This window comes from Ruegeria sp. BHSC026 (genome assembly GCF_059613065.1).
On sequence record NZ_JBXWRV010000001.1, the window covers coordinates 21,049 to 44,356 of the forward strand.

General features: G+C 62.9%; 20 protein-coding genes and 1 tRNA gene. 8 read left to right on the plus strand and 13 right to left on the minus strand.

The annotated features are described in order from the left end of the window. Position 1: 1 nt before the first annotated feature. A complete protein-coding gene (gene alaS, locus AC2FME_RS00125) occupies positions 2 to 2,674 on the minus strand; it encodes an alanine--tRNA ligase (RefSeq protein WP_496799276.1) in 2,673 nt (890 codons plus the stop codon). Between the two features lie 136 nt (positions 2,675 to 2,810). After that, positions 2,811 to 3,875 carry a recombinase RecA gene (gene recA, locus AC2FME_RS00130; RefSeq protein WP_496678314.1) on the minus strand — a complete coding sequence of 355 codons (1,065 nt, stop codon included), beginning with the start codon at positions 3,873 to 3,875 and terminating at the stop codon, positions 2,811 to 2,813. Positions 3,876 to 4,178: 303 nt separating this feature from the next. On the opposite strand from recA, the gene AC2FME_RS00135 reads away from it, so the two are divergent. After that, complete coding sequence (locus AC2FME_RS00135) at positions 4,179 to 4,772, plus strand: gamma-glutamyl kinase (protein ID WP_496799277.1); 594 nt, start codon at positions 4,179 to 4,181, stop codon at positions 4,770 to 4,772. Between the two features lies 1 nt (position 4,773). Here AC2FME_RS00135 and AC2FME_RS00140 read toward each other — a convergent pair whose 3' ends face one another. From AC2FME_RS00140 to guaB, 3 genes are all read right to left on the minus strand, one after another. Continuing rightward, on the minus strand, positions 4,774 to 7,065 hold the full coding sequence (locus AC2FME_RS00140; RefSeq protein ID WP_496799278.1) for a hybrid sensor histidine kinase/response regulator: 2,292 nt from the start codon (positions 7,063 to 7,065) through the stop codon (positions 4,774 to 4,776). 112 nt (positions 7,066 to 7,177) lie between these two features. Then, positions 7,178 to 8,335, minus strand: coding sequence for an RsmB/NOP family class I SAM-dependent RNA methyltransferase (locus AC2FME_RS00145; RefSeq protein ID WP_496799279.1), 1,158 nt, complete (start codon positions 8,333 to 8,335; stop codon positions 7,178 to 7,180). 33 nt (positions 8,336 to 8,368) lie between these two features. After that, positions 8,369 to 9,817 (minus strand): IMP dehydrogenase, encoded by a 1,449-nt coding sequence (guaB, locus tag AC2FME_RS00150; RefSeq protein ID WP_496678306.1) that lies wholly within the window; start codon positions 9,815 to 9,817, stop codon positions 8,369 to 8,371. 217 nt (positions 9,818 to 10,034) lie between these two features. On the opposite strand from guaB, the gene AC2FME_RS00155 reads away from it, so the two are divergent. From AC2FME_RS00155 to AC2FME_RS00170, 4 genes are all read left to right on the plus strand, one after another. Continuing rightward, entirely contained in the window at positions 10,035 to 12,077 is a 2,043-nt protein-coding gene (locus tag AC2FME_RS00155) for an ASKHA domain-containing protein (protein WP_496799280.1), read from the plus strand. Positions 12,078 to 12,101: 24 nt separating this feature from the next. Next, positions 12,102 to 12,959 (plus strand): class I SAM-dependent methyltransferase, encoded by an 858-nt coding sequence (locus tag AC2FME_RS00160; RefSeq protein WP_496799281.1) that lies wholly within the window; start codon positions 12,102 to 12,104, stop codon positions 12,957 to 12,959. Between the two features lie 110 nt (positions 12,960 to 13,069). Further along, on the plus strand, positions 13,070 to 14,473 hold the full coding sequence (locus AC2FME_RS00165) for a sensor histidine kinase (RefSeq protein ID WP_496799282.1): 1,404 nt from the start codon (positions 13,070 to 13,072) through the stop codon (positions 14,471 to 14,473). Continuing rightward, positions 14,470 to 15,111: a response regulator gene (locus AC2FME_RS00170; protein WP_496799283.1), complete on the plus strand. Its 642-nt coding sequence runs from the start codon at positions 14,470 to 14,472 to the stop codon at positions 15,109 to 15,111. Before AC2FME_RS00165 ends, AC2FME_RS00170 begins: the two co-directional genes overlap by 4 nt. Before the next feature lie 63 nt (positions 15,112 to 15,174). Here the strand turns inward: AC2FME_RS00170 and AC2FME_RS00175 are convergent, their stop codons facing one another. The 3 genes from AC2FME_RS00175 to AC2FME_RS00185 form a co-directional block, all read right to left on the minus strand. After that, complete coding sequence (locus AC2FME_RS00175) at positions 15,175 to 15,951, minus strand: hypothetical protein (RefSeq protein ID WP_496799284.1); 777 nt, start codon at positions 15,949 to 15,951, stop codon at positions 15,175 to 15,177. 191 nt (positions 15,952 to 16,142) lie between these two features. After that, positions 16,143 to 17,036, minus strand: coding sequence for a c-type cytochrome (locus tag AC2FME_RS00180; protein ID WP_496799285.1), 894 nt, complete (start codon positions 17,034 to 17,036; stop codon positions 16,143 to 16,145). Between the two features lie 7 nt (positions 17,037 to 17,043). After that, entirely contained in the window at positions 17,044 to 17,511 is a 468-nt protein-coding gene (locus AC2FME_RS00185) for a c-type cytochrome (protein WP_496689585.1), read from the minus strand. 86 nt (positions 17,512 to 17,597) lie between these two features. Here AC2FME_RS00185 and AC2FME_RS00190 point away from each other — a divergent pair, with 86 nt between their 5' ends. Then, entirely contained in the window at positions 17,598 to 18,452 is an 855-nt protein-coding gene (locus AC2FME_RS00190) for a LysR family transcriptional regulator (protein ID WP_496678288.1), read from the plus strand. A 40-nt stretch (positions 18,453 to 18,492) separates the two neighbouring features. On the opposite strand, the gene AC2FME_RS00195 is transcribed toward AC2FME_RS00190, so the two are convergent. From AC2FME_RS00195 to AC2FME_RS00210, 4 genes are all read right to left on the minus strand, one after another. Continuing rightward, a tRNA-Gly gene (locus AC2FME_RS00195) sits at positions 18,493 to 18,566 on the minus strand. A 124-nt stretch (positions 18,567 to 18,690) separates the two neighbouring features. After that, positions 18,691 to 19,755 (minus strand): methyltetrahydrofolate cobalamin methyltransferase, encoded by a 1,065-nt coding sequence (locus AC2FME_RS00200; protein WP_496799286.1) that lies wholly within the window; start codon positions 19,753 to 19,755, stop codon positions 18,691 to 18,693. Between the two features lie 9 nt (positions 19,756 to 19,764). Beyond that, positions 19,765 to 20,691 carry a methylenetetrahydrofolate reductase gene (locus AC2FME_RS00205; RefSeq protein ID WP_496799287.1) on the minus strand — a complete coding sequence of 309 codons (927 nt, stop codon included), beginning with the start codon at positions 20,689 to 20,691 and terminating at the stop codon, positions 19,765 to 19,767. A 26-nt stretch (positions 20,692 to 20,717) separates the two neighbouring features. Beyond that, entirely contained in the window at positions 20,718 to 21,014 is a 297-nt protein-coding gene (locus AC2FME_RS00210) for a virulence factor (RefSeq protein ID WP_490360414.1), read from the minus strand. Positions 21,015 to 21,253: 239 nt separating this feature from the next. Here AC2FME_RS00210 and AC2FME_RS00215 point away from each other — a divergent pair, with 239 nt between their 5' ends. Both AC2FME_RS00215 and AC2FME_RS00220 read left to right on the plus strand, forming a co-directional pair. Beyond that, on the plus strand, positions 21,254 to 22,366 hold the full coding sequence (locus AC2FME_RS00215) for a Ppx/GppA phosphatase family protein (RefSeq protein WP_149774380.1): 1,113 nt from the start codon (positions 21,254 to 21,256) through the stop codon (positions 22,364 to 22,366). Beyond that, a complete protein-coding gene (locus tag AC2FME_RS00220; RefSeq protein WP_149774381.1) occupies positions 22,366 to 23,082 on the plus strand; it encodes an RlmE family RNA methyltransferase in 717 nt (238 codons plus the stop codon). Before AC2FME_RS00215 ends, AC2FME_RS00220 begins: the two co-directional genes overlap by 1 nt. 2 nt (positions 23,083 to 23,084) lie before the next feature. Here AC2FME_RS00220 and AC2FME_RS00225 read toward each other — a convergent pair whose 3' ends face one another. Next, entirely contained in the window at positions 23,085 to 23,288 is a 204-nt protein-coding gene (locus tag AC2FME_RS00225) for a hypothetical protein (RefSeq protein WP_496678283.1), read from the minus strand. Positions 23,289 to 23,308 lie beyond the last annotated feature (20 nt).

Consider the following 23,308-nt stretch of genomic DNA (forward strand, 5'->3'; position numbering starts at 1 on the left):
TCTAACCTCCCAATACCAGTTCCGCCGCCTTGATGGCCGCGGCTGCATTCGACGGATCGCGTCCGCCGCCCTGAGCCATGTCGGGGCGTCCACCGCCGCCCTTGCCGCCCAGTTCCTGCACGGCCGCCCGAACCAGATCGACCGCCGAGATCTTCTGCGTCAGGTCGTTGGTCACGCCGGCCGCAACCGCGGCTTTTCCACCGCTGTCGGCAATCAACAGAACCGCGCCCGAGCCGAGTCGACTTTTATGTTCGTCGATCAAGGCCGGCAGGTCCTTGCCCGAGACCCCGCTCAGGGCCTGGGCCAGGAACTTGATTCCGTTGACGTCCTTGGCCACGGCACCGTTCGCCTGCCCCGCGCCTCCGGCCATGGCCAGTTCGCGGCGCAGCTGTGCAACCTCGTTCTGCAGGGCCTTGCGTTCGTCCAGCAGGGCCTTGACCCGACTCACCACATCCTCGGGCTGCGCCTTGAGTTCGGACGCGACCTGCACAAGACGGCGATCCTGGGTCGAGAGGTATTCGAGGGCGGCATCCCCCGTCAAAGCCTCGATCCGGCGCACGCCGGCGCTGCTGGCGCTGTCGCCCAGGATGACAAAGGTGCCGATGTCACCCGTCTGGCGCACATGGGTGCCGCCGCACAGTTCGATCGACCAGGTCTCGCCGTCATGACCTTTGCCCGTGGGCGCCTTGCCCATCGAAACCACTCGCACCTCGTCGCCGTATTTCTCGCCGAACAGCGCCTGCGCGCCCAGCTTACGGGCATCGTCCGGCGTCATGATCCGGGTTTCCACGGGCGAGTTCTGACGGATGAAGGCGTTGACCTCACGCTCGACCGTTTCGATTTCCTCTGGCGTCATCGCCTTCGTGTGGCTGAAATCGAAACGCAGACGGTCTGCGGCGTTCAGAGAACCGCGCTGCGCCACATGCGCCCCCAGCGTTTCGCGCAGGGCCTCGTGCAGCAGGTGCGTGGCCGAGTGGTTGGCCCGGATCGCGCCGCGACGGGCGTGATCAACCTCAAGCTCCACCGCCTCACCCTTGGCAAATGCGCCACGCTCGACCGTAACCTTATGCGCGATCACTTTGCCGTCGGCGAACTTCTTGGTGTCTTCGACCACGGCAACCTCGTCGCGGTCCTCCAGGCGCCGAATGACGCCGGTATCGCCGACCTGACCACCGGCTTCACCATAGAACGGCGTCTGGTTCGTGACGATCCAACCGCTTTCACCCGGCTCCAGCTTCTCCACCAGCGCCCCGTCGCGGATAACGGCCAAGACCTGGCCCTCGGCTTTCTCGGTCTCGTAGCCCAGGAAATCGGTCGCACCGGCGGCGTCCAGAACGTCGAACCACACGGCCTGATCGGCGGCTTCCCCCGATCCCGCCCAGGCGGCCCGAGCCTTGGCCTTCTGTTCGGCCATCGCAGCATCGAACCCTTCGGTGTCCACGGTCCGGCCCTTCTCACGCAGGGCGTCCTGCGTCAAATCCAGCGGAAAGCCATAGGTGTCATACAGTTTGAACGCAGCCTCGCCGGGCAAGGGCGCACCGTCGGGCAGGCCCGCCACTTCGTCATCCAGCAGCTTGAGGCCGCGGTCCAGCGTCTGCTTGAACCGGGTTTCCTCCAACAGCAGCGTTTCCTCGATCAGCGCCTGCGCCCGGCCCAGCTCTGAATATTGCGCGCCCATCAGTTGCACCAGCGTGGGCACCAACCGGTGCATGACCGGATCCTTGGCGCCTAGCAGATGCGCGTGACGCATGGCCCGGCGCATGATCCGGCGCAGCACATAGCCACGCCCGTCATTCGACGGCATCACACCATCCGCAATCAGGAACGAGGTCGACCGCAGGTGGTCGGCGATCACCCGGTGATGCACGTTCTGATCGCCGTAGGGGTCGACATTGGTCACATCCGCCGACGCCTCGATCAGAGTTTTGAACAGATCCGTATCATAGTTGTCGTGGCTGCCCTGCAGCAGCGCACCGATCCGTTCCAAACCCATGCCGGTATCGATCGACTGCATGTCCAGTTCACGCATCGAGCCGTCCTCGAACTGCTCGTTCTGCATGAAGACGATGTTCCAGATCTCGATGAATCGATCGCCGTCCTCTTCGGCCGATCCCGGAGGACCGCCCCAGATGTGATCGCCGTGATCATAGAAGATCTCGGTGCAGGGGCCGCAGGGGCCGGTGGGGCCCATCTGCCAGAAATTGTCGCTGGTGGCGATGCGGATGATCCTGTCCTCGGGAACGCCGACCTTTTTCCAGATTTCGAACGCTTCGTCGTCGGTATGATAGACCGTCGTCAGCAGCCGGTTCTTGTCGATCCCGAACTCCTTGGTGATCAACTCCCAGGCGAAGGGAATCGCCGCTTCCTTGAAGTAATCCCCAAACGAGAAGTTGCCCAGCATCTCGAAGAAAGTATGGTGGCGGGCCGTGTAACCGACATTGTCCAGATCGTTGTGCTTGCCGCCGGCACGCACGCATTTCTGCGCGGTGGTAGCGCGTTTGTAGTCGCGGGTCTCGAGGCCGGTGAACAGGTTCTTGAACTGCACCATGCCCGAGTTGACGAACATCAGGGTCGGGTCGTTGCGCGGCACCAGCGGGCTCGACGCAACCACCTCGTGCCCTTGTTTGGCAAAGTAGTTAAGAAAGGTTGAGCGGATATCGTTCAGCGTGGGCATTGGGCTCTCTCAGCGCGCAGTCATGATCTGTCGCGACGGTTTAGCCCCCCGCCCGCCGATAGTCCACAGGATTGCTGCACCGTAAACGAAACAGGGCGGCCCAAAGGACCACCCTGCCTGTCTTTGACCCGGTCGATCACGCTTCGAGGATGTCGTCCTCGTCCGCCCCGGGCGGCATGTCGAACTCCAGCCCGTGCGCGGCACGGATCTTGTCTTCGATCTCCAGCGCAATCCGGCTGTTCTCGCGCAAGTACTGCTTGGCGTTTTCCCGCCCCTGCCCGATCCGTTCGTCGCCATAGCTGAACCACGAGCCCGATTTCTCGACCACGCCGGCCTTGACGCCCAGGTCCAGCAATTCGCCCATCTTGCTGATGCCTTCGCCATACATGATGTCGAATTCCACCTGCTTGAACGGCGGCGCCACCTTGTTCTTGACCACTTTCACGCGGGTCTGATTGCCGACCACCTCGTCGCGGTCCTTGATCGCGCCGATGCGGCGGATATCCAGGCGGACCGAGCTGTAGAATTTCAGGGCGTTGCCGCCGGTCGTCGTTTCCGGGCTGCCGAACATGACGCCGATCTTCATGCGGATCTGGTTGATGAAGATCACCATGCAGTTGCTGCGGGCGATCGAGCCAGTCAGCTTGCGCATTGCCTGGCTCATCAACCGGGCCTGCACGCCCACATTGCTGTCGCCCATGTCGCCTTCCAACTCGGATTTCGGCGTCAGCGCCGCCACCGAGTCCACCACGACCATGTTGACCGCCCCGGAACGCACCAGCGTATCGGTGATTTCCAGCGCCTGTTCACCCGTATCGGGCTGCGAGATCAGAAGCTCGTCCAGATCCACCCCTAGCTTGCGGGCGTATTGCGGGTCCAGCGCATGTTCCGCATCGACGAACGCACACACACCACCGCGTTTCTGCTGTTCTGCGATGCAATGCAGGGTCAGGGTCGTCTTGCCCGAGCTTTCCGGGCCGTAAATTTCGACGATCCGACCCATCGGCAAGCCGCCGATGCCCAGGGCGATGTCCAACCCCAGAGAGCCGGTCGAACTGGCCTCGATCTCCTGTCGGGCGCCGTCGCCCAGTTTCATGATCGACCCCTTGCCGAACTGCCGCTCGATCTGGGCCAGCGCGCTGTCGAGCGCCTTTTGCTTGTCCGCGTTTTTCTTGTCGCTCATTGTCAGAAGATCCGCCATTGTCCTGTCGCCTTCCCTTTTGTCACACCCGAAACCGGGCGGCAATCGCTGCTTTGTTCGCCTCTTGTTCCTTATGAGATCAAAAAGTGAACATTTCAACTAAAACTTTCAGTATTTACTTTCGACAAAAGATGTTAACGAGACGTTTACAAGAGGCGTGGGTCGCGGCATGATCGCGCAAAGCGCTGAGAAAGAGCGCTTTTTCTGCAATTCGCGCTGCGAATCCGGCCGCATCATTGACCTTGCGGACAAGCCCGGCCAAACGTTGTCCCATAAACAGGTTTAGCGTCGGGCAGTAGTTTCATGCTGATATTCTTCAAAGAACGACTGGCTTTGCTGTCCGTCCCCAAGACCGGCAGCACCGCGTATTTCAAATCGCTGCGTGATCGGGCCGATATTGTTGTGTCCGGCCCTCCCGATCTTAAACACGCGCCGGTGCGCCGGTTCGACCGGTTCTTTCAGAACATTTTCTTGAAGATGTACGATACCGAACTCGAGGTCATGGCCGTTGTCCGCGAGCCCCTGGATTGGCTGGGCAGTTGGTACAGGTACCGATCGCGGCCTGAATTGCAGGGTCACGAAAAGGCGACACATGACCTCAGCTTCGACGCCTTCGTTCAAGGCTACTTGCGCACACCGCGCCCAGCCTTTGCCGACGTGGGCAGCCAATCTGAATTTTTCAGAACGCGCAGCAATGGCCGCGGTGCGACCCATATTTTTCGCTATGACAACCAGCAAGCAATCCTCGAATTCCTGCAGGACCGTTTGGATACCGAAATCAACCTGACCCAGGAAAACGTGTCGCCAAAACGCCAGATGGACATCGCGCCGGAGACCGAGCGACGGTTTCGCAAGATCCACGCGGCCGAGTTCGACCTGTACGGTCGGGCCAGATGACTCAGCTCAGATGCTGCTGCACCGATTCGGCCAGTTGCGTCAGCGAAAACGGCTTGGGCAGGAAACTTGCGTCGGGCATTTCCGGACCGGACTCGCCAAAGGCGCCCTCGGTGTATCCCGACATGAACACCACCCGCACGTCCGGCCTGTCGATGCGCGCCTTGGAGACCCAGGTCGGGCCGTCCATACCCGGCATGACCACATCGGTCACAAAGACATCGACATGCAGATCCGGGTCTTCAAGGAGTTTCAGCGCTTCCTCGGCGGAACCGGCTTCGAGCACAGTATAGCCCTTCAGACGCAAGGCGCGGGTCGCAAAGGCCCTGACCGGCGCCTCGTCTTCGACCAGCAGAACCACGCCCTCGCCGGTATGGTTGGCGCCCTGTTCCTCGGCCTTGTGTTCCGGCGGCTTTTCGGTTTCGGCCGTACTGCACACCGGCAGCAGTACGTTGAATTCAGAGCCGCGGCCTTCGACGCTGTCCACGAAGATGAACCCGCCGGTCTGCTTGACGATCCCGTAAACCGTTGACAACCCCAGCCCGGTGCCTTCGCCGGTGCGCTTCGTGGTGAAGAACGGCTCGAACACCTTGTCCAGCTTGTCCCCCGGTATACCGATTCCGCTGTCGATGACCTTGACCGAAACATATTCGCCGGGCGCGACGGTTGCCCGGTCACGTCTGAATTCTTCGGTCAACACGACGACTTCGGTCTCTATGCGGATATCGCCCCCCTCTGGCATGGCGTCACGCGCGTTGACTACGAGGTTCATCAACACCTGTTCCAACTGACGCTTGTCCGCCCGCACGGGCTTCAACACCGGGTCGTGGCTGAGGACCAGCCGGATCTTCTCGCCCACCAGTCGGTTCAGAAGGTGGATCAGGTCGGAAATGGTGTCGCGCAGGTCCAGGACTTCGGGCCGCAACGTCTGTTTGCGGGAAAACGCCAGCAACTGCCCCACAAGGGCGGCCGCGCGGTTGGCGTTCTGGTTGATTTGCACCAGGTCCGCATAGTCAGGATCACTCGCCTCGTGCCGCAGCAGCAGCAGATCGCAGTGACCTGAAATCGCGGTCAGCAGGTTGTTGAAGTCATGCGCGACGCCGCCGGCCAACTGCCCGACGGCCTGCATCTTCTGGCCCTGAACGAACTGTGCTTCCAACGTCTTCAATTCCGTCGCATCATGCAGTACGGCCAGCAGACCGACCTCACCATCATTAACGACCCGGGACAGGGTGACCTGAACATAGATGTCCTTGTCCTTCCGACTCAGCCGCAGAAACTCGGAACATGGGGGGGCCTCGCGCTGAGCCACATCCGTCAACAATGCGGATACCGGGCGGTTCAATCCCTGCATAATCTCACCGATGTTGGTCTGGCCGACAGGAAAGTCACCCAACAGTTTCGCAGCAAGGTGATTGGCCTCGATGACATCTCCGGTCAGCGACAACCGCAACAGCGGCACAGGCAAGTCGTCCACCGCCGGCGCCCATTGGGTCGGTTTGGTGTCGTCGATCTCGATCAACGCCAGGTCTCGGCCCGAGTTCGTCCTCTTCAGTTCGGTGACACAGATGCGGCGCACTGCATCGTTTCCTTCGATGCGAACCATGCTAGCGCCCTTCGAAGTCCTGGCTGAAAGGATCTGTTGCAGCGCATCGGGGGCCCGGCTCAGCAGTTCTTGCGCAGGCGGATTTGCCGCAAGCACACTGTCCTTGTGCCCCAAAGTGACCACCGGAACCGACACATGCGACCACAGCTGGCGTCCCGATGCCTTGATTCGCCACAAGAACAGGCCGTAGCCGAGATCGACGGTCAGGACCGGAATGCTGGCGCCCTTGCTCACGATGTCTTCGGCCGCCCGGCCATGGGCCACGGCCCGAGAATGCATGCGCAGCAAAATGGGCGACGGGTTGGCGAAGACGGACCGCAGACACCGATCCAGCCGGACGCCAGGACCGGCGTTGAACCGGCTTCGGGCCGCTGAATTGGCGATGACAATGGTCCCGTCGGAATCGGAGATAAAGCCAGGCGCGGGTTCCTTTTCCAGAAAGGCAGCCAGTATCGCCCTGACCTTGCTGTTCGCGCGTTCCTCAAGCAAGCCACGAAGCGACACGAAGAAAAATACCGCCAGAAAAGACCCGCCGACCGCCAGAATGCCGGGCGTCCATTCATCAGGGACTGCCGACAGCATCGGCAGCATGCATACGCCCACGGCCGCCCCCAGCAAAGACAGCATCCGCGACCAACTGGGCAATGATCTGTCGTTCAGCCTGGGTACCGCCCCAACCGTCTGAGTCATAAAATAGCCTGTTTCAATTCGCCCCGTGTGCAGTCGGGCACACGGATGGTAAATATGAAGTTAACGCAAGCCTCGGCGCTAACTTCTACCTTGAGTTGTTTTCAGCCCGTGGCTATCTCGTCAAGTGAGCAGTGAAGAACCCATCGGTTCCGTGTGCAACCTGCCACAATTTTCGGAACCCGCACGTCCAGTTTGGGTGTTCCGCCAGAAACCGGTCGACGCGCCGGTCATTCTCGACATCCAGCAGCGAACAGGTGGCATAGGCCAGCACACCCTGTCCGGTGACCAACGGCGCCACCTGGTCAAGAATGCTGTCCTGAATGCCGGACAGCTCGGTCAGTCGGTCCGGTGTCAAGGCCCATTTGCCGGCAGGTGCGCGGCGCCAGGACCCGCTGCCCGAACAGGGCGCGTCCACCAGCACCAGGTCGAAAGGCCCGTGTCGTGCGACCTCATGCGATGCCAGTGGTGTCACGCTTACCCCGGCCCTGCCCGCCCGCACCGGCAAATCCCGCATCCGGGCCGGGTTTGCGTCATGGGCAAACACCTGAACCCCCGTGTAGGCAGCCATCGCCAGGGCCTTGCCGCCGCCGCCTGCACAGAAGTCCAGAACCCGCATGCCGGGCTTTGGGTCCAACTCGGCAACCACCGCCTGGCTGGCCGCGTCCTGAAGTTCGACTAGCCCGCGCGCATAGGCCTGGCCGTTCGATACACGACGCGCACCCGAGACGACTTCAAGCGCGGTTGCGCAGGCTGGATGCGGGACCACCTCGACACCATCGGACAGCAGCGTCGAGACGGCGGTTTCCACATCTGCCCGGGCAAGATTCACCCTCAGATGGACCGGCGCCCGCCGCTGCAAGGCGACGGCGGTGGGGCGCGCCAGATCACCGAGGGACCGCTCGAAGATCGGCCACAGCCATTCGGGGAAATCATGTTCCTCGGCCACGGTGGCAAAGGCGCGTCCGACCTCGTTGTCCTGCACCGGCGCCGGTGCGTGCCGATCCCCAGAGAAAAAATCGTCCGGCTCTTCGCCCGCGGCGCGCAGCGCACCCAGCATCAACCCACGCCCGGTCATCGCTCCGCCGCGCGCCGCGTAGGACCGCATGCACCGGACTGCATCGAACACGTGGTCGCGGATGGCAGCGCGATCCTTGGACCCGGCGAAGCGGCTGCGCCGCGCCCAGCCGGTCAAAGCCTTTTCGACGGGCGCACCCGATAGGATGTCGTCAAGGATTTCGATGGCGGCCTGAACCCGCGCGGCTGGTGTCATCTGCTGATCCGTTCGGGCAACCCGTTGGCGCCTTTACATGATGCGGTAGTTGGGGCTTTCGCGGGTGATCTGCACGTCATGCACATGGCTTTCCTTCAGGCCCGCGCCGGTGATCTTGACGAACTGACAGTTGCGCCGCATCTCTTCGATCGTGGCACATCCGGTATAGCCCATGGCCGCACGCAGGCCGCCCACCAACTGGTGCACGACGGCGCTGGCCGAGCCTTTGTAGGGCACCTGCCCCTCGATCCCTTCGGGCACCAGCTTGTCATTCGCGGCGTCTTTTTGGAAATAGCGATCAGCCGAGCCGCGCGCCATCGCGCCCAGGCTGCCCATGCCGCGATAGGACTTGAACGAACGGCCCTGATACAGGATCACCTCGCCCGGGCTTTCGTCGGTGCCCGCGATCATCGAGCCAACCATGGCGCAGGACGCCCCCGCCGCGATGGCCTTGGCGAAATCGCCTGAGAACTTGATACCACCATCGGCGATGACCGGAACGTCTCCGGCCGCCGCTGCGCAATCCATGATCGCGGTCAGTTGCGGCACGCCGACACCGGCCACCATGCGCGTGGTGCAGATCGAGCCTGGCCCGATCCCGACCTTTACCGCATCGGCACCGGCGTCGATCAGCGCCTTGGTCGCGTCTGCGGTGGCGACGTTGCCTGCGATGATCTGCACTTCGTTCGACAGGGCCTTGATCCGCTTCACCGCGTCCAGCACCCCTTGGGAATGGCCGTGCGCAGTATCGACCACGATGATGTCGACACCCGCATCCACCAACCGCTCGGACCGTTCGAAACCGGCATCGCCAACCGATGTGGCCGCCGCGACGCGCAGCCGGCCCAGATCGTCTTTGCAGGCCGTTGGATTCAGCACCGCTTGCTCGGTATCCTTCAGCGTCAGCAGTCCGGTCAGCTTGCCGTTGGCGTCCACAACCAGCAGCTTTTCGATCCGGCGGGCCTTCATCAGGCTGATGGCTTCTTCCCGGTCGGCCGGTTCTTGCAGCATGGCCAGGTTGTCCGAGGTCATCATCGCGCGGATCGGCTGGTCGTCCGAGGTGGCAAAGCGCATGTCGCGATTGGTTACGATGCCGACGACGCGGCCTTCGTCATCCACCACCGGGAACCCGGTGAAGTTGTAGCGCTCGACCAAGGCCTTGGCATCGGCCAGCGTCTGATTGGCGCGCAGGGTGACGGGATTGTAGACAATGCCGGATTCGAAACGCTTGACCCGGCGCACCTCGCGGGCCTGTTCTTCGACCGTCAAGTTTTTGTGGATCACCCCGATGCCGCCGGCCTGCGCCATCGCGATGGCCATGCGCGCCTCGGTCACAGTGTCCATGGCCGAGCTGAGCAGCGGTATGTTCATGGTGATCGCGCGCGTCACGCGCGTGGACGTGTCTGCCGTTGCCGGCAGCACCGACGAGGCCGCCGGAACCAAAAGAACGTCATCAAAGGTGAGTGCCTCACGAATCTGCATCTGCTAACCCCATGCAAAACCCCGTTTGGCGGTGACCCTATTGCATGGTTTCGACCAAAGGAAAAGCCCCTGCCCCAACTTGTTCGCCCACAAACCGCCGCGATGGCGCGGAAAACGACGCAAGCCGCGCAAAACCTGCCGCGGATTGGCCTTTCCCTTTGCCGCGAAACCCATATCTTGCCGCCATACGCGCGAATATCGAAAAGGCAGGCCATCCATGACCACCGATCCCCTTGTCGTCTTTACCCCTTCGGGCAAACGCGGACATTTTCCCGTTGGCACTCCGATCCTGACGGCGGCCCGGCAGCTAGGGGTCGATCTGGATTCGGTCTGCGGCGGGCGCGGGATCTGCTCGAAATGCCAGATCACGCCCAGCTATGGCGAGTTTCCCAAACATGGCGTCACGGTCCGCGAAGACGCGCTGAGCGAATGGAACGCGGTCGAGCAGCGCTATGACGACAAGCGCGGTCTGAAACCGGGCCGGCGTTTGGGCTGTCAGGCCACCGTTCAGGGTGACGTGGTGATCGACGTTCCACCCGAAAGCCAGGTTCACCGCCAGGTGGTGCGCAAGGCCGCCGCCGCGCGGGCCATTACCATGGACCCGGCCACGCGCCTTTATTTCGTGGTGGTCGAGGAACCGGACATGCACTCGCCCACCGGCGATCTGGAACGGCTGGAGCGTGCCCTGCGCGAGCAGTGGCAGATCGACGCCGTCACCGCCGACCTATCGCTTCTGTCCAAACTTCAGCCGACCCTGCGCAAGGGCAAGTGGGAGGTTACGGTTGCCTTGCACACGGGGCACAAGGACAGCGTGGCGCGCATCGTCGAAATCTGGCCCGGCCTGCACGAAAACGGGCTGTACGGGCTGGCCATCGACCTCGGCTCGACCACCATCGCCGCGCATCTGACCGATCTGGAAACCGGCGAGGTCAAGGCCTCCTCCGGCCTGATGAACCCGCAAATCCGGTTCGGCGAGGACCTCATGAGCCGCGTCTCTTATGCCATGATGAACCCTGGAGGTGATCAGGAAATGACCCAGGCCGTGCGCGAGGCGATCAACGATCTGGTCACCTCGATCGCCGACGAGGCCGGGATCGACCCGGCCCTGATCGTGGAAACGGTATTCGTCTGCAACCCGGTCATGCACCACCTGCTGCTGGGTCTGGACCCAGTCGAGCTGGGCCAGGCGCCCTTCGCGCTGGCCACATCCGAAAGTGTCTCGCTGCCCGCGCGCGAGATGGATCTGACCACGATGAACCCGCGCGCGCAGGTCTACATCCTGCCCTGCATCGCGGGCCATGTGGGGGCCGACTGCGCCGCCGTAGCGCTGAGCGAAGAGCCGGGCAAGTCGCAGGACCTGGTGTTGATCGTGGACGTCGGCACCAATGCCGAGATCCTGCTAGGCAACACGACCCGCGTGCTGGCATGTTCCTCGCCCACCGGACCGGCGTTCGAGGGCGCGCAGATCAGTTCGGGCCAGCGCGCCGCGCCCGGCGCGATCGAGCGCATTCAGATCGACCCGGTGACCAAGGAACCCCGGTTCCGCGTGATCGGCTCGGACAAGTGGTCGGACGAAGACGGGTTCGAGACGGACATCGCCACCACCGGCATCACCGGCATCTGCGGGTCGGGCATCATCGAGGCGGTGGCCGAAATGCGCTTGGCCGGCCTGCTGGACGAGAGCGGCCTGATCGGCTCGGCCGAACAGACCGGCTCCAGCCGCTGCATCCCCGAGGGCCGCACTCATTCCTACCTGATCCATGATGCCAGCGCCGAAGGTGGCCCACGCATCACCGTGACCCAGGGCGACATTCGGGCGATCCAGTTGGCGAAATCCGCGCTCTATGCCGGGGCTCGGCTGCTGATGGACGAGATGGGCGTGGACAAGGTGGATCGCGTGGTGCTGGCCGGGGCGTTCGGCGCCCATATCTCGACCAAACATGCGATGGTTCTAGGCATGATCCCCGACGCGCCGCTGGACAAGGTCTCGAGCGCGGGCAACGCCGCCGGTACAGGCGCGCGCATCGCGCTGTGCAACATCGCCGCCCGGGCCGAGATCGAGCGCGTGGTGCGCGAGATCACCAAGGTCGAAACCGCGATCGAGCCGAAATTCCAAGAGCATTTCGTCGCCGCCAACGCGATCCCGCACAAGACCGACCCGTTCCCAGAACTGGCGAGGGTCGTCAGCCTGCCCGCCCCGTCCTTCAACACCGGGGGCGATGCGGAAAAAACTGGCCGCCGTCGCCGCAGAAAGGCATAGTCGAGCGAAACGCGGAGGGCGTCCTTGCAACTGGCGAATGAAGACCAAGCTGAATACTGGGGAAACTCGGCGTCAGGCACCAAGTGGTTGACCTTCGAGGACAAACTGGACCATATGCTGGCCCCGGTTCTGGACCTGGTTCTGGAGCGCGCCGAACTGACGTCCGGCCTGCGGGTGCTGGACATAGGCTGTGGCACCGGTGCCAGCACGGTCGCTGCGGCGCGCGCAGTCGGACCCGAGGGGCACGTTCTGGGTGCCGATATCTCGGGCCCGTTTCTTGACCGAGCCGCACTGCGTGCCGACGCGGCCGGCCTGCCCAACACCGCGTTTCAACTGGCCGATGCCCAAGTCGCACCGTTCGAGCCGGAATCCCGCGACGTGGCTATTTCGCGTTTTGGGGTGATGTTCTTCGACGATCCAGGCGCCGCTTTTGCCAATATCGCAAGGGCACTGGTTCCGGGCGGACGGATGATCTTTGCCGCCTGGGGGCCGCTGTCCGACAACCCGTGGTTTCGGGTGCCGCATGTGGCCGCCACGGCGCATCTGGGCCACCCACCCAAATACGGACGCCACGCGCCCGGCCCGCTGGCCTTTCAGGACATTGACCGCGTCACCCGCCTGATGACCCAGGCCGGGCTGCGCGATGTTTCCGGCGAACCTGTGACCCTGCGCCTGCCCGGCCTGAACAGCGTCGAGGAAACGGCCAGCCTGTGCACCCGCGTTGGGCCTGCCGCGCGGGTCATCGCGCATTTCGACGGGTCCGAGGACGACGCCCGCATCATCCAGCGCGCCGTTAAAAGCGAATTTGAACGCTTCGTCGTCGACGGCAATCCCGGGCTGCCCGCGGTCATCAACCTGTTTCAGGCCCGCCGCGCCGCCTAAGGCGGCCCCTGGCCGTTGCACCCATTGCGGCCAATCCCGCATCCTGGGGCGACCTTTTCCGACCAAGGTCCGTGGCAAAGGGCGATAGGCCGGGCAATAGTGGGGGCAGCATGAAACTACCAAAGCCCGATCTCAGTTCAGGAAATTGGTCCCTGTCCCGCGCCTATCTTGCGGCCAGCGTCGTGGTTATGGGGACCGGCGCTATCGTAATCGGCGGCTGGGTCACGGGCCGGATCGAAGATGCGGTCGTACAGAACTCTGCCAATTCCGCAGCCCTCTACATGGAAAGCATCCTGTCGCCGCTCAGCCAGGAACTAGCCCACGGCGACAGCCTTTCGGACCCAGCAGCGCGGGCCGTGTCCGAGCTGTTCGATCAGCAATCGATGCAAGAGCGGATCGTCTCGTACAAGATCTGGAAAAAGGACGGGCTGATCGCCCATGCGTCAGACCCCGACATCATCGGACGCACGTTTCCCCCCACCGACGATCTGAAACGCGCCTGGTCGGGGCAGATCTCGGGTTCGTTCGAGAAACTAGACCGCGCCGAGAACCAGGCCGAAGCCGCGATGGGCATTCCGTTGCTGGAAGTCTACAGCCCCATACGCGAGATCTGGTCCGGCGAGATCATCGCCGTCGGCGAGTTCTATCAGCGCGCGGATCAGTTGCAGACCGACCTGATGCAGGCCAGACGCACCAGTTGGCTGGTGGTGGCCACGACCTTCGGGCTGAGCACGCTGATCCTATACCTGATCGTGGCGGTCGGCGACCGGACGATCCGCACCCAGTCCGACCTGTTGAAGACCCGTCTGGCCGACAGCCTGAAAATGTCGCAACAAAACGCCGACCTGCGCGCGCGGGTGATCGAGGCATCGGACCGGTCAACCGCCCAAACCGACCGCTTTCTGCGCAAACTCGGTGCCGAGCTGCATGACGGCCCGGCCCAGTATCTGGCGCTTGCGGCGTTGCGGTTGGATTCAGCCTTCCCCCAGGACGGGTCCGGCAACAAGGTCGCCCACGAGGTTCACCAATCGATACAACGCGCGCTGACCGAGATCCGCGCCCTGTCCCGCGGGCTGGCGGCCCCCGACATAGAGGCGCTGGAGCTTGAGGACGTGATCGTGCGCGCCGCCAGCGACCGGTCGGTTCCCGACGCGCCCGCCCCCGAGTTGTCGATCAGCGGCGACGTGATGCCCGCGTTGTCCTACGCCGAAAAGCTGTGCGTTTTCCGTTTCGTGCAGGAGGCCCTGTCGAATGCCGCCCGTCACGCAAAAGGGGCGAAATGCACCGTTACCTGCACTTCAAGCCCCGACGAGCTGTCGGTGGCGGTCGCCGATGATGGTCCGGGGTTCGATCCGTCAGATGCCATCAAGCTGGGTACCGAGGGCGGTCAGGGCCTGATGGGGCTGCGCGACCGGGTGGAAAGCATCGGAGGGCGTTTCGAGCTCAAAACCGCCCCCGGTGCGGGAACAACGATCAAAATGACTCTGTTTCACAGGCAAGCGAGGCCGAGATGACCACGACAATCGTATTGGCAGACGATCACCCGATTTTTCGGGACGGATTGCACAGGACATTGGAGGATTCGGGTGAATTCAAGGTGCTGGCGGCCGGCGAGAGCGCCGATGAGGCCGTGCAACTGACCCAAAGCCACAAGCCCGACCTCGTCATCCTGGACCTGTCCATGCCGGGCGGCGGAATCGCCGCCACGCGGCAGATCGCGGCCATGGAGGATCCACCCCGCATTGCCATTCTGACCGTCTCCGAGGACAGCAACGACGTCGCCGACGCGCTGGAGGCCGGGGCGACGGGTTACATCCTAAAGGGCGTCACGGCCAGCGCCTTGACCGGATCGCTGCGCAGCATCGCCGCCGGCGAAGGGGTCGTGTCCCCCGGGCTGGCCGCGCGGGTCCTGTTCTCGATCGGAAAGAGCAAGACCAAGGTCGCCGAACCTGACGGGCTGAGCGACCTGACGCATCGCGAAGAGGAAATCTTGCGTCGCGTGGCCAAAGGGCTGAGCAATCGCGAAATCGCCGAAGAGCTGACGCTTCAAGAAAAGACCGTAAAGCATTATATGACAAGCATTCTGTCCAAGCTGCATGCCCGAAATCGGGTCGAGGCGGCGCTGATCGCCCACGACGCCTGGAAAACCTGACGCCCAACTGAAAACGGCCCCCGGAAATTCCGGAGGCCGTAATTGGTTTGCTCGACGGCTTGCTCAGTACGTGATCGCGTTCAACCGCTGCATATCGGCCGAGGTTGCCGGGCGTTCGACCACTGTCCGGTTGTATGGATCCTTCAACTCGTACCGGCCGGCCTCGATTTCCTCTTTCCAGCCATTGGTATAGCGCACCTCGATATTGCTGCCCTGGCGTTCCACCTTGGCTGGCCGGCCACCGGCACTGTTGCCACCAGACGGCACGCTGTTGATGGTCACGCTGTCGGCCAGCGAACGCAGTCGGGTCAAGTCAGAGCCGGTCGCCGGTCGCTCCTCAACCGTACGGTTCTGCGCGTTCTTGCGTTCATAGCGCCCGTTCTCGATTTCTTCCTTGGTGCCGTCTGAATAGCGAATCTCGACGCCGCTGGCGCTGGTTTCAATCTTGGTCACGCGCACCGGGCCATTGCCCGATCCCGACGCGGCAGCGGATCCGCCGCGCTTGCTTTTGCCGCTGCGGGACTTGTCGTCGTCGTCATCATCGTCGTCGTCCCGGTCATCATCGCGGTCATCATCCCGATCGTCGTCTCGGTCATCGTCGCGGTCATCATCCCGATCGTCGTCTCGGTCATCGTCGCGGTCATCATCCCGATCGTCGTCCCGGTCATCGTCGCGGTCGTCGTCACCATCCTTGCCTTTGCCGCTTTTTGCAAAAGCATAGGAGGGATCCACATGGAAACCGGAGTCAAAGTCAAAACTCAGCGAATAGGGGCTGGCGGCGAAGGCTGACGCCAGGGCTGCGGTGCTCAACAACCTTGCGATTTTCGTTTTCACGCTCATCTCGATATCCTTTCCTGTCAAAACGCCCTTCCTGACGCTATTGGGAAAAGGCTAACAGGCTGGGGACACGGCAACATCGGCCCATGGTCGGGCGAATTTTCGGCCCTTGGGACCCTGCCCCACAGGTCTTTCATCCGATCAGGATGCAAACGTACCGGCCTGACGCCGAGACAACACGATTTCGATGTCAATCAATCGCGCAATTGGGGGATGGCCTTGAGATAGCTGGCAATGGCCAGACGATCTGCGTTGCTCAGCTTCGCGGTATTCAGCACCACCTCGGCCATCTCGCCCCCGGCGCTGTCATAGTCCGGCGTGAACCCGGACCTCAGATACTCGGCAATATCCGCTTCGGACCAGTCCAGCTGATCGGGGGCCAGCCCCGGGATGCGCCCCTTTCCGCTGGGATTCGGGGCGCCCTGCAGCCATTTCGACAGGATCAACCCGCCCAGGGCATTGCGCGGGGTATGACATTCTCCGCAATGGCCCAGAGCCTCGACAAGGTAGCGGCCGCGCTGCTGCTGGCCGGACAGATCTCCGTCCATGATCCAGCCAGACCGCAGAAACAGCAGCTTCCACCCTCCCAAGGCCAGCCGCAGATTGAACGGAAAACCTACCTCGTGGGGTGCATTGGGCGTGGCGTCGGCTGGAAGGCTCATCAGGAAGGCATGCAACGAGACGACATCCTGCGGCGCCATCCTGACGTAGGACGCATAGAGGAAGGCTGGGTAATAATGCTGTCGGTCCGGGCTGCTGCCATGCCATAGCGCGCTTGCCAGATCGACGGGCGTCCAATCGCCGATCCCGTGAACCGGATCACTGGATATGTTGGGCGCGACGAAGGTACCGAACGGCGTCGAAAACCTGCGTCCACCGGACAAAACCAGGCGGGTATCGCCCTCGGCCCCGGGTGCCGAATGGCAGGCCGCGCAGCCGGCGGCATGAAACGCCTGTTCACCCTGCGCAATGTCGGGAGCCAGACCGCTCAACCTCGCCGGATCAGCCAAACGCGGGCGGGTCACGAAAAGTCCCGCGCCCACGATCACGGCCGCGAAGGCAGCGGCCGTGAATCCCCATTTTCGCATTCCACCCTTACTCCTTGGGGGCGCGATAGGCCTTGTGGCACGCCGAACACGCCCCACCCAGAGGCCCCATCGCGGCCTTCAGGGCATCAAGATCCTGCCCGGCGGCCGACTGCATGGCAACAGCGGCTTCGGCCAGGGCCTGCCCCTTGGCGCTGACATCAGGGAAATTCTGCCAGATCGCCGGCAAAGCACGCGAAGACGGATCGCCCGCATTGTCGGTTCCGGCCGGCCACATCGCCGACTGATCGACTTGGGTCAACGTGGCCAGATTGTTAGCCGCCGCTGCCGCGGCCTTGGCATCGTATTCCGCCTCACCCTTGGCCATGGCGCCCAACTGACCGATGTTAAACGCATAAAGCGACATCAGAGACTGCCGCGCCTTAACTGCGGGGTTCTTCGCCTCTTGCGCCATGCTGGTACCTACGATCGCAACCGACAGAAGACCGGCCGCCGCAAAAGAAAGATATTTGGTCATAATTCTGCTCCCTTGTTGAACACACAAAGACTAGCTTGAATAATTTTTCTTGTAATTGTTTGATATTTTGCTGAGCCTGTTCATTTATGAACAAGACAAATTGGGACGACATCCGCTTCGTGCTGGCCGTCCGTCGCCATGGTTCATTGAACGCTGCCGCGACGGCCCTGAACGTTACGCATGCCACGGTCCTGCGCCGGGTCGCTGCGTTCGAGCAGCGCCACGGTTGCCATCTGTTCGGCAAAGCCACGTCCGGCTATGTACCCCGCCCCGAGGCACAGCAGATCTTCGCCGCAATGGAGGATGTCGAAAACGCGGTTCTGGCGCTGGATCGTACGATTGCAGGGGCCGACCGGTCGCCGGTCGGAAAAGTGCGGATCGCTTCGACGGACAGCCTGTGCCAGATCGTGCTACCATGTATCTTGCGCCGTATCTCGGAACGGTTTCCGGGGCTTGAATTCACTTTGCTCAGCAACAATACGCATCACGACCTGACCCGCCTGACGGCGGATATCGTGGTGCGCCCGTCCCCGGGATTGGATGGCGGCCTGACCGGCCAGATGGCCGGCACACTGCGCTTTGCCGTCTATTACGATGGCACGCCCGGCCAGAAATGGCTGGCCCTGCAAGGCGCGCTGGGCAAGTCGATGCCCGCGCAGTGGATGGCGGACAACATCGCGCCCGCGGCCATCATCAGCGGTGCCGACAGCTTCCTGGTCCTGCGGCAGATGGCTGCTGAAGGAGCGGGCAGGACGTTCCTGCCGACCTTCGTCGGAGACGCCGACCCCAGACTAAAGCGCGACCCCGAAACACCCCCCGGAATGGCCGTGCCCCTTTGGGTCGCCATGCTGGAAGAGATTGCCCACACTCCCCGGTTCGCGCTGGTGCGTGACCAACTGCTGGCACGGCTTAGACCGCTGTTTGCAGCAGAGCACGCCTGACGCTCAAACGAGCGCAACACATTGCAATGTGAGAGAAATCTGGAGCGGGTAGCGGGAATCGAACCCGCGCGTTCAGCTTGGGAAGCTGACAGGCTACCATTACATCATACCCGCCGCAGGAGCTGAAATAGCACCGGATGCGCACCGGGATCAAGCGGCGATCTGCTGGAAAGACGCGTTATTGCCACAGAAAAAGGCCGGGCTGAACACCCGGCCCCGGAACAGCGTCAAACCCCCATCAGGCCCGGCGGCGGCGGCCGCCACCCCGACGGCCACGCGCGCCCTCGCTTTCGGCGCCTGCCGCATCGGCCGGCTTGTTGAACTTGATCCATTCGCCGCCATGCGGGTCGTTGTTGGTCAGCAGGTTGGCGGCGCGGATGGCCTCCATTTCCTTGCCGGCGCGCGGCATGGTCGAGCCCAGACCGAACATCTGAACGAAGGTTTCGTCGTCCATGCCCTCGGGCAGGATGATGCCCGCCGCCGCAACCTCGGCCCTTTTCTCAGCAATCTTCTTCTGCGTCACCGGCAGCGCCACCGGGTTCATGATGGCCGAGGTCATGCCCGCGCCCATCGCCATCGGCAGGAAGGCGTTGTTGATGCCGTGACGGTTCGGCAGACCGAACGAGATGTTGGACGCACCGCAGGTGGTGTTCACGCCCAGCTCTTCGCGCAGGCGGCGCACCAGGGCAAAGACCTGAAGCCCCGCAGTTGCCATCGCACCGATCGGCATCACCAGCGGGTCCACAACGATGTCGTGGGCCGGAATGCCATAGTCGGCGGCGCGCTGGACGATCTTCTTGGCAACCTCAAAGCGCACGTCGGGATCTTCGGAAATGCCCGTATCGTCGTTCGAGATCGCAACGACCGGCACGTTGTATTTCTTGACCAGCGGCAGCACCAGTTCCAGGCGATCCTCTTCACCGGTGACCGAGTTCAGCAACGGGCGGCCTTCGGCAGCCTCGAGCCCGGCCTCCAACGCGCCCGGAACCGAACTGTCGATGCACAGCGGCACATCGACCAGACCCTGCACCAGTTCGACGATCTGTTTCATCAGCGGCGGTTCGGTCTCGTTCGGGTTGGGGTTCGAGTTGTAAACCACGCCCGCGTTGATATCGAGCACGGTCGCCCCGGCCGCCACCTGCGCCAGCGCGTCCTGCTCGACGGTCGAAAAATCGCCCGCTTCCAGCTCGGCCGCCAGCTTCTTGCGGCCGGTGGGGTTGATCCGCTCGCCGATCACGCAGAACGGCTGATCGAAGCCGATGATCGCGGTTTTGGTCTTTGATTCTACGACTGTACGGGTCATGTCCGGTCCTTAAGCGTTTGCAGGCTTCGTCGAGGCGCCGCCGTTTTCGATGGCCCAGTTGGCATTGGTCTTGATGCCGCCAAGCGGGAAGAAGTGCACGTTGGTGATGTTGAAGTCGGGGTTGGCCGCCTTGTGTTCGGCCAGCGTGGTGATCACGTCGGTCGGCTCGTAGGGCAGCAGCAGCTTGGACACGTCCATGGCGCGCTTCTGCAGCACCTTCAGCGAAGGGCCCACGCCGCAGGCGATCGCGAACTTGATCAGGGTCTGCAGCTTGGCCGGACCGGCGATGCCGATGTGGATCGGCAGGTCGATCCCGGCCGCCTTCAGGCCGTCGGCCCATGCGATGATCGGCTTGGCGTCAAAGGCAAATTGGGTGGCCAGCGCCATTTCGGCGTCGGTGGTTTCGCTGAATTTCTGCTTCCAGCGCAACGCCTCGTCCACGTTTTTGGTCGAGCCGTCCGGGTCGATATCCTTGTTGCCCTCGGGGTGACCTGCGACGTGCAGACGCTTGAAGCCCGCCTTGTCGAACAGTCCCGTCTCAAGCAACTGCATCGAGCTGTCGAACTCGCCATGCGGCTTGTCCACGCCCCCGGCCAGCAGCAACGCCTGATCGACGCCCGCCTCGCCCTGATACATGGCGATCCAGTTCTCCAGCGTCGCCCCGTCCTTGATGATGCGGGCCGGGAAATGCGGCATGACCGGGTAGCCCTCGGCCGAGATCCGCTTGGCGGTCTTGACCATGTCCTCGATCGGCGTGCCCTCGATATGGGCGATGTAGACGCGCGTGCCTTCGGGCAGCAGATCGCGAAAATCTTCGACCTTCTCGGCGGTGCGCGGCATCACCTCGATCGAATACCCTTTCAGAAAGGCTTCGACGGCAGGGTTCACCGGGGCCTTTTCGGCCGCATCACGTTTCTTGAAGTTCAGCAAAGCCATCGCGGCCTCCCATAAAGATCTGGGGCTCATGCCCAACCGTCATTTCCGATCAGGGCCTTGAGGCGATCCTGATCGTATTCCGTTTCCAGGCGCAGCGCCTGGGCCTCGGCGATCTCGGCCGGGTCGCCCTCAACCTCGAACGGCTCGGCCTTGCGCCACTCGGCCAGGTAGGCGTCGCTGTCCTTGGCGTTCACCTTCATGGCGGCGCGGTCGATGGCCTGTTCGAACCGTTCCGACAATTGCCGCTTGGCCCCGCGCCGGCCCTTGCCGACGATGACCTGAGCGGGAATGTCGCGCCAGTATACGATGGTGACGTCAGGCATTGATCGTGATTCCTCCTAACCAGATGGTCCGGTTCTAAACGGCAATGTGGGTCCGGGTCGGTCGGATTTCGACACCCGGCGCTTTTCCAGCGACCTTTTCGCCCCCTTGGGATACAGCGCCTCGGGTCGTCTCTCCAGTGCCGATGGGCATCAAAATCCTCATGACCTTAATGAGCATCTTGCACGTCGGACGCCCGCAACCTAATGTCGGGGTAACTCGTAAATCGGAGGGCGTGACGATGGCGCCCAAGCGTCCCAAAGGTGCGGGCGCGTTCCCGAAAGTGGTCGAAAGCCCCGCGCCGGCAAGACCCGATCCAGATGCGCTGTATGCGGCGCTGGATCTGGGAACAAATAGCTGCCGCATGTTGATCGCCCAGCCCAAGGGCAGCGGGTTCCATGTGGTGGACAGCTTCTCGAAGTCCGTGCAACTGGGCTCGGGGCTTGAACGGACCGGACGTCTGTCGCGGTCCTCTATGGCGCGCACCATTCAAGCCTTGCGCATCTGCCAGCAGAAGCTGAAGCGCAACAAGGTCAAGCGCATGCGGCTGGTGGCGACCGAAGCCTGCCGTCGCGCCCGAAACGCGCGCGACTTCATCCGGCAGGTGAAACGCGAAACCGGCCTGACCTTGGAGATCATCCAACCCGAGGAAGAGGCGCGCCTGGCCGTGATTTCATGCGCGCCGCTGGTCAGCACCAAGACCGAGCAGCTGCTGGTGGTCGATATCGGCGGCGGCTCGACCGAGCTGGTCTGGATCGACCTGTCCTCGGTGCCGCGGCGCGACCGGCCGTCGGCGATCATGCGGTTGCACAACGGGTTCCACACTGCCGACAGCCCCTTTCCTGCGGCCAAGGTGGTGGACTGGATCAGCGTGCCGCTGGGCGTGGCCACCCTGCGCGACCAATTCCACGATGTCGAGGACGACGCCGCCCGGTTCGCGCTGATGAGCTGGTTCTTCGAAGAAAACCTGGCCGATTTCGCCCCCTACAAGGATGAACAGGCCCGCGAGGGGTTCCAGATCGTCGGCACCAGCGGCACAGTCACGACGGTCGCGGCCTCGCATCTGGGGTTGAAGCGTTATGACCGCACCAAGGTGGACGGGCTGCGCATGACCAGTGATCAGATTGACAAGGTGATACGCGGCTATCTAGAACTCGGCCCTCAGGGTCGGCGCCGCGATCCGCGCATCGGCGAGGACCGGCAGGCCCTGATCATGTCCGGCTCGGCCATTTTGCAGGCGCTGCTGCGCTGCTGGCCCACCGACCGCCTTTCGGTTGCGGATCGGGGGCTGCGCGAGGGTCTGCTCTATGCCCAGATGAGCGCGGACGGGGTATTGGAAGACGGACCGTTCTGATGGCGAAGACACCAACTGGCAAAAACACCTCGGGGCGCGGGCAGCGTGACCTGAAGGTCAAGGTCAAGACCGCACGCGGGCGCAAGCTCAGCTCGACCCGTTGGTTGCAGCGGCAGCTGAACGACCCCTATGTGAAACGGGCGCAGGCCGAGGGGTATCGCGGGCGCGCGGCCTACAAGATCATGGAGCTAGACGACAAATACCGGTTCCTGGTGCCGGGCGCGCGGGTCGTCGATCTGGGCTGTGCGCCGGGGGGCTGGTGCCAGGTCGCGGTCAAACGCGTGAACGCGCTGGGCGAGAAATCGGGCAAGCGGATCGGCACCGTTCTGGGCATCGACCTGCAAGAGGTCGAACCCATCGCCGGTGCCGAGATCCATCAGTTGGACTTCATGGAAGACGACGCTGACGAGAAGGTCAAAGCCTGGCTGGGCGGCAAGGCCGACGTGGTCATGTCGGACATGGCCGCTGCGTCGTCGGGGCATAAGCAAACCGACCACCTGCGCATTATCGCCCTGTGTGAAACCGCCGCCTATTTCGCCTTCGACGTTCTGGAACAGGGCGGCACCTTCGTCGCCAAGGTTCTGGCAGGCGGGGCCGAGGGCGACCTGCAGAAACTGCTGAAACAGAAGTTCGAGAAGGTCGCGAACGTCAAGCCGCCGGCGTCTCGGTCGGACAGTTCCGAGAAATTCGTGGTCGCCACCGGGTTCCGGGGCTGAGCTTAAATGTCTTCCGCGGTTTTTGCGCCCGCGAACTGCTGTTCCCGCAGGGATGCGGTAGCCAACCCCAGCAGCATCAACGCGTCGCCATGCCCGAGATAGACGACGGGACGGCTGCGCAGGGATTCGATCCGTTGAACCAGCGCCGGGTCGCGTGGCATCGCGGCTTTCTCGGACCTCGTGGGCGGGAATGTCGAATGCAGCATGGTACACCCATCACCAAACG